Origin of the sequence: Tepiditoga spiralis, assembly GCF_014701195.1 — a bacterium.
GTDB classification, from domain to species: Bacteria; Thermotogota; Thermotogae; order Petrotogales; family Petrotogaceae; genus Tepiditoga; species Tepiditoga spiralis.
On record NZ_AP018712.1, the window covers coordinates 347127 to 359455 of the forward strand.

Consider the following 12329-nt stretch of genomic DNA (forward strand, 5'->3'; position numbering starts at 1 on the left):
TTTAAAAAATGAAAGATATATTAATAATTGGATATATGCATCCAAAATATGATAAAAGAACATATAGAACTGTGAGTACATTATCTCAAGAGTACAAAATATATTATCAATATTGGACAAATGATGAAAAAGAAATAGAATATGAAGAAAATAATATTGTTTATATACCAGTATATTATAAGAAAAATATTCAAGCTCATCCATTTATTAAATTAAAAAATAGAAAAAACATAGATTTAAAAATAATAGAAATAATGAAAAGAAAAAAGTATGACACCATATATTTTCATCATTTTTTAGCTAGATTTCCAGTCAAATCATTTAAAATAGCAAAAAAACAATGTAATCAAATAGTATATGATTTACATGAATATCATCCAGAAAATTTTTTATCAGCAATGAAAGGAATAAAAAGAAAAATGAAAATATCAATAATGACAAAAATTTTCAAAAAACAATTAAATATAGTAGATAAGGTAATATATGTTTCTCAAGGAATAAAAGATTATATGGATAATAATAATTATGATTTAAAACATCCGTATATAATAGTTCCAAATTATGCAATTTCATCATTAAAAGTCAAAAAAATAGAAGAAAGAGATAAAAGAATAGCTTTTTTAGGAAAAGTACCAAGAGATTTAGATGAAGAAAAAGAAATATTAAAAAGATTGAATAATTTAGGATATGAAATAGCATTAATAGGTATTGACGAAATAAAAGATAAAGCTTTATCTTTTATAAAACCTATGGGATTTTTGCCTTATGAAAAAATGCTGGAAGAAACATCAAAATGCATGTTTACATTTTTATCATTTGGTATAGTACAACCAGTAAATCATATATACTGCATGCCAAATAAATATTTTGATTCAATAGGAGCAGGAGTTCCAATAATTTTAGCTGATAAATTTATTACTATGCAAAATATGACAAAAAAATACAAAAACGGAATAATAATAAACATAAATAATCCAGATGAATCAATAGAAAAAATAAAAAAATTAAGTACAAAAGAAAACTACAATGAACTATTGAAAAATATAGAAAAATATCAAAATGAATTTATTTGGAATCAAAAACAAAAACAAAAATTAATAGATTTTATAAAAAAATAACAACTCTTTGAGTATAGGTAGCATAAGTAGAATGTAATTTGGTAGCATGTAAAATTTTGTGTAAATAAAAAAAACAAAACCATCCTTTACAAATAATTATATTTTAAATATTATTAAATTTTAAGATATCTAAATAAATATTATAAATTTTATTAGATAGAATATTCCAATCAAAATTTAAGGATCTTTCTAAAATTTTATTAATTTTTATTTCATTTAAATTTATATTTAAAATTTCTTTAGAAAAATCATAAATTAGAGAATTTGTTTAATGTAATTGATAGAACTATGTATTCTTTTTCTATTATAAAATGATTCTATGTATTCAAATATTTTTATTTTTGCTTTTTCAAAGTTTTTATAGTTATATATATATAAATATATATATTTCTTCTTTTTTGATTATTAAATGAAATGATTCTATTTTTGTATTGTTATATTGTGTTCCTAAATCACTATGGAATATTATTCTTTGTGTTTTGCGTAAAAATTTATTTTGGTCAAAAAAAGAAAAATAAATGTTGATGAAGAATTGTAATTTTTAGTAAAATTGCAAACGAAAAAATTTCTTTTTGAGAAAATTATGGTTTTTGGTTTTTATCTTTTAAAATCAAAATCAAAAACAAACATCCCTCCGACAAACCCTCGTCCCCTCAAGGGGACATTTATAAATATGTTCTTTATCTCTCCTACACTTCATCGGTCCTTCTATGGAACATTTGTAAAGAAAATTCATCATAATTCTGATTCGTTAGTTTTTTCAAAGGAATACTTTTAGTTATTATTAAGCAATAAATCAACAATTTTTTTACCTGCATCGGCATTTCCATATACATTCTTTGGATAGACTTCTTTGAAGTTTAAAAATGTTTTTTCATATAAATTATTTTCATTTGCCAAAACATTCCATTTTACTTCTATTAATTCTCTCCATCCAGTGTCTGGCATTACTACAATTGCTCTTTTTTTTGCAAAGTATGCTTCTTTTTGCAGTCCTCCTGAATCTGTTATTACTTTCCAAGAATTTTTTACAAGACCCATTAAATTTAAATAATCAATTGGTTCAATTACTACAACTTCTTTTAAATATTTTTTTAGTTTAAATTCTTTTATTCTTGCTTTTGTTCTTGGATGAATAGTGAATACTATCTTTTTTTCTTCACTTATTTTTTCTACTTGTTTTAAGATTTTTTCTAATTTTTCTTTTTTATCTACATTAAAATCTCTGTGCATTGTCATTAATATATACTCATCTTTTTTTAAATTCAATTCATTGAATTTATCATATTTAAAGTCTTTTTCCATCATTTTGTACAAGTCATACATAACATCTCCTACAAAGTGTACTCCATTTTTTATATTTTCTTTTTTTAAGTTTTCTACACTTTGTTTTGATGCACAAAAAAGCATATTTGATATTCTATCTGTAAGAACTCTATTTATTTCTTCTGGCATATCTTTTGGTTCTTGTCTTATTCCAGCTTCTACATGAACTACAGGGATTTTCATTTTACTTGCTACTATTGCTCCTGCAAGTGTAGTATTTGTATCTCCATAAACTAATATCATATCTGGCTTTTCTTTTTCAACTATTTTTTCAAACTCTATCATTATTTTCCCTGTCATTTCTCCATGTTTTCCAGATCCTATATTCATATTGTAGTCTGGTTGAGTTATTCCAAGTGTTTGAAAAAATATATCAGACATATTTTTATCATAGTGTTGTCCTGAATGTACTATGATTTCTTGTATGTTTGTTTTTTTTATTTCTTTGTTTATTATTGCTTCTTTTATAAATTGTGGCCTTGCTCCTATTAAGCTTATTATTTTCATTTTTTTACCTCTTCATAAAAATTTTTTATAATAATTCCATTGACCAATATCAGTCATTTTATTATTACTCTTATAAACAGATATCTTCATTTCTTCTTCAAAGTTTTTATAGATATATATATTTCTTCTTTTTTGATTATTAAACGAAGTGATTTTGTTTTTGTATTGTCATGCAGTATTCCTTTTTTACTGTATTTAGTCCTTTATCCATTTTTTAACATAAATATTCTATTATTTTATTTTTGTACATATCTATTACACTCGCCAAATACATACTCCTTGAAAATTTTAATATTTTACATATCATTTTTATTGAGTAATATTTTTTATATTTTTCTATGAATTTTACTATTTCACTTGTTGTTTTCGTACAAATATGGCTGTAACTTTTTTAATATTTCATTTTTTCATATTTTTTTTACTAAATGTACTTTCTGATACAGGTTTTATTTCTTTTATCCCATTGTATATTGTTATTGCACTTATGTCATATTCGTTGCTTAATCCATACACTTTTTTCCAATTTTATGTAATTTTACTATTTGTTCTTTAAATTCATCACTATATCTTTTTCCATTTCTACTCATTTGGGTCACCTTCTTTATATTTTTATTATACTATTTTTTGTTAACTTTTTGGTGCCCACTTTTTTTGGTTAGATCCAATCCATTTATTATCATTTAAGTAATTTTTTATTTAATTTTATTGTAATAAAAATATACATAAAGAAATAAAAACATCCTTCGATTATGGAAAACAAAAGATTTGGATTAAAGAACAATCTCACTATAAAAAAACTAACTGTGCTTATCCCTAAAAAAATTAGAGGTATTGTATAATTAATTTTATTAATTAAAATATATTTTAATTTAAAAATTCTAGATTTATAGGCTAAATAAAATAGAAGTATAAAATTAGACAATGTTGTGGTAAAAGCTGCGGCATAATAACCGAATTTTGGAATGAAAATAAAGTTTAAAATTATATTAATAATAGTAGCAAAAATATAACCTCTTAGTACATACTTTATGTTAGTAAACTTTAATTTTACTTCAAAAAAAGTATTTATTCCCATAAAAAATGTACCAAATACTACAAATGGAATTATAGTATAACCAATTCTGAATTTTTCTCCCAGCAATATAAAAGCAACTTCTTTTGAATATAACGAGACAAATAAGACTATTGGAAAAATAAATAAAATATACTTTGGAATTAGATTTTCATAATGTTTATCAATGTTTTTTATATCATTTTCTAACTTGTCATATATAAAAGGATTAAAAGTATTAAAAAATACTCCTATTAATAAGAATACACTTCTATTGCTTATATTATAAACTCTATCGTATATACCAAGTTCTGATAAATCTCTAAATATTTTTAATATATATCTGTCTCCACTTGATAACAAATATTGGGTTATTATAGTTAAACCACTTGCAATTCCAAATAAAAACATTTCTTTTAGTATTTTCTTCTCATTCAATAGAATTTTAAATGGTTTTATTTCAGTTGTATTTTTTCCTATGTATAATAAAAAGGTTAAAAAGAATGGAAAATTTGATAATATTTGTGAAAAATAAAAAGCTTCTATTCTCCAAGAAAACTTAAAAGTCAATAATAACATAATAACGAAATTTATATATGCAACACTTGAACTAAAGAAAACATATTTAAAAGCTTTACCTTCTAATCTTAATATAATTAAATAATATCCAACAAAACCACCAGTTAATAAAGCTATATTTTTCAATAGTAATAAAATCATATATTCATTTAAAGAAGGTATTAAATAAGTTATTAAAAATCCAGAAATTATTAGAATAAAACAATTTATAAAGAATATTGATATTATTATATTTAATAGTTTTGATAATTCATTTTTATTTTTAAATTTATTATAATATCTCCACAAACAGCTTGATATCCAAGATATAAAAAAAACATTTATATAACTATAAGTTATATTTATTAATCCTAAAATACCATATTCATCAGGCGTAAAATATCTTGTAAAAATAGGAGAAGATAAAAAACCTATAAACATAGGAAATAATGAACCAATAAAATATGTCATTATATCTTTTACATTTTTTTTCACTTTATTCCTCCTAAAATTTATAAGATAAATAACAATCTTTTTCATTTAATAAAAGTTTAGTTTTACAATATTTTTTAGAATCTTTTTTTATTCTGGTTAAAAGTTTAATACCTTCACTATTATTTAAAATTATGGGTGAAAATATATACTCTTTTTTAGATAATATTGGATAAATTTTTATTTCAGAAATTTTATTTTTATTTAATTCAATAGTTGAAACTAAATTATTTCCCCAATTTTTTGAGTTATATCCAAAAATAAAATTACCTAAAGAATAAATTATAGGTTTATTATTATATATTTCAAATCCTTTTGGTACATGAGAATGACCACCTATTAATACATCAGCCCCATAATCTATAATTTTTCTAGCTATTTTTTGTTCTTCTTTATGAATTAAAGTTTTATTTTCTAATACAAAATGCAAATACACAAAAACATAATCTGAGATTTTTTTAGCTCTATTTATATCTTTTTTTATTAATTTTGAATATAAAGGTAAAATACCAGAATTATTTTCCCTTGCTAAACCATAAAAATTCCTATTACAATGATCGGTATAAGCTAAAAAAGTTATTTTTATACCTTTTTTTTCAATTGTTTTTAAAGTTCTAGCATTGGATAAATTCCATCCACCACCAATATATCTGATATTATTATTTTCTAAATTTTTTAAAGTTTCTTCAAATCCTATTTCTCCATTGTCAAACATATGATTGTTTGCAATTGAAACTAAACTAATATCTAAATCTTTTATATAATTCAAATATTTTATCTCACTATTAAAATCTCCAACATGTCTACCTTTATTTGAAATGGGGGTTTCTAAATTGAAAAAAGAGATATCTGCTTCTTTAAAAAATTGTTTCATATGTTCAAAAGGATTAATGTCTCTTATTTGTATATTAGTATTATACAAAATCTGTTCATTAGAATATTCTTTTAATTTTATATCTTTAAACATATAATTGTAATATAATTTATAATTTATATTGAGTTTATTTAAAATTTTAGATAAAAAAATTTTAAATAATTTTTCTTCTTTTTCTCTTATCATAAAATTTTTTGCTTCACCTTTTAATAAAGAAAAAGAAACATCTCCAGCTAAATTAATTTTCATATTATAACTCCTTTATATAATTCATAAAAGCTTCTAAACTCATTAAAACGGATAGATCATATAAATAAAATTTTCTTTTTTGATTAAACAAATTTTCTAATAAATAATTTTTATTAATAATATTCTCATTATTAATAATATTTTTAGTTTTGCCATAAATTAATTTTTTATTCTTTTTTATTAAATTAAAAGGATAAGTGTTATATTGAGATTTTAAGTTATATTTATTGGCAAAGCCATTACAAATAAATCTTTTTTTATTATAAAATTTAGAATTAAAAATATAATTATTATTTTTATCTAATTTTATATTGCCTCTTTGATCTACTAAAATTTTAGATAAATCTTTTAATTCATCAATAAATAAATACTTATACATGGAATTAATATAAACCATTTGATTTTTGAATAATTTTTTATTTAAACTAAACATTAATTCAAAAAATTCATTTTCATAATTAGGGTATAAGGGAATTGAATGTAGAGAATAAAAATTATAGTTTCTAGTGGCATAATTCCTTTCTCTATTCAATATAGACCACTTAACGTATTCAGAAGCTAAATCATTATTTTTATCCAATTGTTCATATATTCTATCAAATAATTTTTTATTTAAAGCATCATTAAATTCTATTTTAGTATATTTTTCTATATCTTCATTAGATAAAATAGTAGAAGTAGATTTTATTAAATAGTTAGTTAATTTTTCAAAAGAGTTTAATTTTTCTAATTCATCTTTATATAATAATCCCAATATAAAACCATTATCTCCAGTAAGTAAATAATCTATACTTTCTTTATTATGAAGATTAGAAATTTTAGAAAAACCAAATCCTTGAAAGTAATAAGTTTTAAATCCGATTTTTTCAATTATTTTTGAAATTTCTTCTTCGTTATAATAATCATTTATAAAGTTATCATCTAAATAATAATAACTATTTTTCAATTTATACTTTTTGTTTATAGTGTTTGCTATTTTCATATCTTCACAATACTTTGTTCCAAAAGTAAAGTTTATCAAATTATTTGCATTATTATTTTTTAAAAGCATACCTAAAATATATCTTGAGTCTAATCCACCCGTTAAATTTAAACCTATTTTTTTATTTTTAAAAATTTTATCATATCTTTTAAATATTTTTTCCATAGAATTAAATATTTCTTTTTCAGCAAACTCTTTATCATTTATTTTTTCTTTAATTTTATAATCATACCATATTTCTTCATCTATAATATTATTTTGTATTTTGTAAATTCTTCCAGGTTGAACTTCAAATATATTTTTTAATAGAGTGTACTTTCCACTTACAAAACGATATTTTAAAAATTCAACAATACTTATATCATCAAATTCTTTAATATTCAAATAATTTCTAAGTTTCCAAAAGTCTTCTGAAATATAAATATTTGATTCTATTTTATAATAAAAAAGTTGTGGAAAACTTATTTTATCATTAAATATAATTATATTTTTATTAACTTTATCTAGAGTTAAACACAAAAAAACACCGTTTAACTCTCTGATTAAATTTTCTATATTTTCTATATTTTTAACTAAAAAATTAGCAGCTTCATTTTTTATATAAAAGTCATCATTATAAAAAAAGTATCCTTCAAAGTAGATAAAATATTTATCTGTTTCTATTAATTTATTTTTATCTATAATATCAAAATTATTTTTTTCTAATTTTATAAGCATTATATTACTCCTTTATATTATCAATATAAGCTTTAGCCATTAATTCCTGAGTATAATTATTAATTGTATCATATGAATTTAATAAAATTTTATTTATTTCATTAAAACCACTTTCAAATAAACTGTTTAAAACATTAATCATTTCTTGTGTATTTCTAGGTTTTACTAAAAAACCATTATAATTATTTTTAATAATACCATCAATACCCCAACCTTTAGCTCCAATGATAATATTAGCTTTAGCCATAGCTTCTAAAAAAGCAAGCCCAAAAGTTTCTGGAGCAGATGCCATTATAAACACATCTGATTTTTTCATATATTCAAGACCTACAAATCTATCCTTCATACCTAAAAATTTAACTTTATCTTTTAAATTTAATTCATCAACTAAATTTTCAAGATATTCCCTTTCTTCACCATCCCCAATTATAGTATAATTCCAATTTTTATATTTTAAATTAGCTAAAGCCTTTAAATTAATATCTATATTTTTTAATTTTTGTAATAAAGATACAGTTATAAAATTTATTTTATCTTTATTTTTCCAAAAATCTATTTTATTATAAAAAAAATCTTTCGATTCAATTTCATTTTTATCTATACCAGAATTTGCTATAAAAGTTTTATTTTTAAATTGAGGGTATTTTTCTATAAGTCTATTCTGTATAGATTTAGATCGGCAAGCTATTTTTTTTGCTTTAGTGAATATTTCGATATATTTTTTATTGTATTCTTTTAAGTCACTATTATGAATTCCTACTATAAAATCAGCATTAAATCTATCAGCTATCTTATAACCCCAAGAAAATGCAGGAGATAAATGACATATGACTTTATCAGGATTAAATTTAATATTCTCTAATTTTTTTATAATATTTTTAGTGAAAAATATTCCTAATTTAGGTATTCTATATACAGGAACATTATAAATAGTTATGTTATCTATAATAACTTTTTTTTCATAATGTACTTTTTTTCTTGCTGGAATAAAATAAGGCCTAAAAACAATTACTTCATTATTTTTATTCCATTCTGTAATAAAGTTATGTAAAGCATAACTTATTTCTTTAATAGAATGATTTTTGTATGCCGGGTACAAACTTGTTATCATAAGTATTTTCATATCAAGACCTACCTAATATGTATTTTATTAATGATTTTAAATAATAATTAAAATCAGCAGTATAAATACTAAAATATTGCTTTTGAATAGTACCAAACTTTCTAAAATTAGATTCAATACTTTCAATCATAGATCCTTCAAAATCAAAGTATCTTACTTTACTGCTGTAATATTTAATAGCTTCCCATTGAAGTAAATTTTGAGAACTATACTTTCTAAATTTAGGATCAGAACCACTCATTAAATAATATACAGCTTTATTATCTTGAATATAAAAGTTCATGGCATGAATGTTTCCTTTTTCATCAATAGTTTTAAAAATTTTAATATTATTTTTTAAATTAGTATAAATTTTTTCTACATATTCAAAAGAATAAGGAATATTCATACTTTGCCTACTAAAAGTCATTTTATTAAATTTATAAAATTCTTTAATATCAAAAGATTCAACTACTTTAATATTATTTTTTTTAGCTTTTTTTATAGTATTTCTAGTATTTTGATCTAATTCTTTCCAAATATTGTCAATTCCTTTTTCAAAATCAATTACATAAGTATATCTAGTAGTTTGTTTAAATCCTTGCCAATAAAATGGCAACCAATTATCAAAATGCCAATCAAAATTCATATAGAAAGATTTATATTTTCCTTTTATCTCATTTAAAAATTCATATATTATCTTTTTTTCCTTTTCTAATCTTTTATTATATTTCATATTTTCAAAATTATCAAATAAAACGCCTAATTTTTGAGTTAATTTAGGCATTTTAATATTTTTGCTATTAATAAAAGGTAAGGGGAGTCCAGCTATTACATTTCTATTTTCTTCATATGTAAGTATTTTAAAATCATTATTAGTTACCGTTTTTATCCATTCATAAGAGCAAAATATACTTCCTTGATTGGAATTTTGAACAAAATTATTCCATTTGTTTTTTTCAGATTCTTTTAATAACCTTACCATCATTAATTGTTTTCTCCTTTTACCAAATTATCTGCAGAAATACATTTTAATTCTTTTTTTATAGAATATTTTATGGTTTCTTCATATACCCATTCCCAATCTTTCCAGGTTATATTGTAAAATGATGTGTTATGCCATAAAAATGTAAATACTCCATTATATTTTTTTATTTTGTTTATAATTTCTTTTATTTTCTCAAAGCCTTCTTTAGATGTTAAATTCATGTATTTTTGGCTTTGTAAAGTTCCTTCCATTATTATCAAAGGTATTTCAATTATATTATATTCTTTTCCTTTATCAAAATTAAATGGTTTAAAGGGTTTACATGTTCCAAATCGAAATCCTACCCTATCTGCATAACCACCTGTACTATCTAATTTTATTCCTGCTTTTTCATATATATCAAAACTTTTTTTTATATCAAACATTAAATAATGAGATCGACCTTTATCAATTTTTGAATTAAAAATATTTTTCAATTTTTCTATATCTTTTTCCATTCTATTTTTATTTAAATATTCAGCATCATAATGTATACCTACATTTCCGTTTATTTTATTTATTTCTTTTTCTAATTTTTTTAAATATTTTTTCTTTTTTGTTGGATCATAACCACCACCAAATTTTTTTCCTTGAATATCTGGTATAAAGAAAAATGTTCCTGTTGTACCATATTTTTTATGAATAGATATTAAGTTTTCTACTGAACAAGGGTCACTATTTATAATTTTTTTTATTAATTTATCAAAAAATAACTTTATATCTTTTCTTTTTAATATATCCCCTCCCAAATTTTTAATAAAATTAAATCCTTTAAGTAATCCTAAAAAATCTATATCATGAGTAATAAAAATTTTTGTATTATTTTGTTTATAATTTAAATTCAATTCTTTTCTAATTTTTTCTACTATAATTTCCACAACTGGTTCTTCTAAAATTTCTTTTTTAAATTGAAAACTTTCAATTGCAGGAAATCTTCCAATTTTATCCTTTAATTCTGAATGTGTGTATTCCCAATATCCTGATAAAAAGAAAAATATCGTACTTATATAATCATTTTTAAAAGAAAAATTATTAAAATCATTTAATAATTCTTCATCATTTTTATTCCAAAATTCATAAATATTAAATTTCAATTCATTATTTAAAATATATGAATTTTTCAAGATACTAATATTTATATTTTCAACAAAAATTTCATTTAAATAATTTTCTATATATGATTTTATATCAACTTTATTCAAATAAATCACCTTTTATAATATTTATTATTGGTTTCATTTTTACATTCCAAGATAAATTATTTTTTGCATATTCTCTCATTTCTTCGGGATAGTTTTTATTTTTTATAGATTCATAAAAGTTTAAAATATCTTTTATATTGACAGGTTTTTCAGTTTTTGAAATTTTATAAGTATATTTGAAATTTTTTGAAAAATCATCATCATCTGAAGCTATAATAAAAGGTATTCCACGAGCACAATATTCTCTATTTTTTAAAGCACTATCTTTTTTTAATCCCTTTCTATGATTTGCTAAACTTCCTATTCCTATATCTGCTTTTTCAAATATTTCATCTAATTCTTTTCCAATTTTTATTTCATGAAATTTTATATATTTTTTTAAAGCTAACTTTTCAACCAAATTCTTTAAGTTTAAAAATTCATTTCCCATACCAACTATGTGGAAGTAAACTTCTTTTTGTGGTTTTGTTTTGTAGTATTCGTATAATCCTGTTATTATTCTATCATATCCATGCCATTTGGAGATATTTGCAACACCTATTAAATTTATTTTATTTATATTTTTTGTTTTTTGATGCAAAGGTAGCTTTTCTATATCTATTCCATTGTTTATATTTATACATGGAATACCCTTTATTTTTTTATGATTAGAAAAAGTCACTATATAATCAACATATTTTTTTAAATTAAAGTTATTCAATGATTCTATTGATTTAATTACAAATGCTTTTAATGATTTATCTTCATTTTTAAATGGATATGTTGGCAGTTCTAAAAAAACTTTCCTATTTTCTTTTTTTTGTTTTTTTAAAAAACTTATAAAATTAGGATCAGTAGATGGATATCTTATATATAAAATATCAATATTATGGTTCATTGTGTAATTATTTAATATTTTATACATTTTCATTCTTTTTTCCACATTGTTTTTAAATGTAGAAAGCACTGTTTTTTTCTCTTCATTTAAAAGCATCATTTTAAAATCTTCAAAATAAACTAAAGATGTTTTTATTTTATTTTTTTTAAAAACTTTAATTTGTGATTGTATTTTATTTTTTACGCCTTTAAACTCATTGTTATTTAAATTATAATGTGTAAAATAAAGTAAATTCATAATACCTCCA

9 protein-coding genes and 1 pseudogene are annotated in these 12329 nt (G+C 20.9%); 1 reads left to right on the plus strand and 9 read right to left on the minus strand.

Features of this window, described 5'->3' with window-relative positions:
• Nucleotides 1-8 precede the first annotated feature (8 nt).
• The gene (locus IGS63_RS01560; protein WP_190615296.1) at nt 9-1118 is read left to right on the plus strand and encodes a glycosyltransferase family protein; all 1110 of its coding nucleotides are present in this window, start codon (nt 9-11) and stop codon (nt 1116-1118) included.
• Between the two features lie 255 nt (nt 1119-1373).
• Here IGS63_RS01560 and IGS63_RS11710 read toward each other — a convergent pair.
• The 9 genes and pseudogenes from IGS63_RS11710 to IGS63_RS01605 form a co-directional block, all read right to left on the minus strand.
• Nucleotides 1374-1602 (minus strand): annotated as a pseudogene (locus IGS63_RS11710) (integrase core domain-containing protein); the annotation flags it as partial.
• Nucleotides 1603-1892: 290 nt separating this feature from the next.
• Nucleotides 1893-2951: a non-hydrolyzing UDP-N-acetylglucosamine 2-epimerase gene (gene wecB, locus IGS63_RS01570; protein ID WP_190615297.1), complete on the minus strand. Its 1059-nt coding sequence runs from the start codon at nt 2949-2951 to the stop codon at nt 1893-1895.
• A 676-nt stretch (nt 2952-3627) separates the two neighbouring features.
• A complete protein-coding gene (locus tag IGS63_RS01575; RefSeq protein ID WP_190615298.1) occupies nt 3628-5055 on the minus strand; it encodes a lipopolysaccharide biosynthesis protein in 1428 nt (475 codons plus the stop codon).
• 10 nt (nt 5056-5065) lie between these two features.
• The gene (locus IGS63_RS01580) at nt 5066-6175 is read right to left on the minus strand and encodes a CapA family protein (RefSeq protein WP_190615299.1); all 1110 of its coding nucleotides are present in this window, start codon (nt 6173-6175) and stop codon (nt 5066-5068) included.
• Nucleotide 6176: 1 nt separating this feature from the next.
• On the minus strand, nt 6177-7874 hold the full coding sequence (locus IGS63_RS01585) for an asparagine synthetase B family protein (RefSeq protein ID WP_190615300.1): 1698 nt from the start codon (nt 7872-7874) through the stop codon (nt 6177-6179).
• 4 nt (nt 7875-7878) lie between these two features.
• The gene (locus IGS63_RS01590) at nt 7879-8997 is read right to left on the minus strand and encodes a glycosyltransferase (RefSeq protein WP_190615301.1); all 1119 of its coding nucleotides are present in this window, start codon (nt 8995-8997) and stop codon (nt 7879-7881) included.
• 1 nt (nt 8998) lies between these two features.
• Nucleotides 8999-9964 carry a GNAT family N-acetyltransferase gene (locus tag IGS63_RS01595; RefSeq protein WP_190615302.1) on the minus strand — a complete coding sequence of 322 codons (966 nt, stop codon included), beginning with the start codon at nt 9962-9964 and terminating at the stop codon, nt 8999-9001.
• A complete protein-coding gene (locus tag IGS63_RS01600) occupies nt 9964-11205 on the minus strand; it encodes a DUF7033 domain-containing protein (protein ID WP_190615303.1) in 1242 nt (413 codons plus the stop codon). The genes IGS63_RS01595 and IGS63_RS01600 overlap by 1 nt, the downstream gene beginning before the upstream one ends.
• Nucleotides 11198-12319, minus strand: a complete 1122-nt coding sequence (locus IGS63_RS01605; RefSeq protein ID WP_190615304.1) for a glycosyltransferase family protein — start codon at nt 12317-12319, stop codon at nt 11198-11200. Before IGS63_RS01605 ends, IGS63_RS01600 begins: the two co-directional genes overlap by 8 nt.
• Nucleotides 12320-12329: the final 10 nt, after the last annotated feature.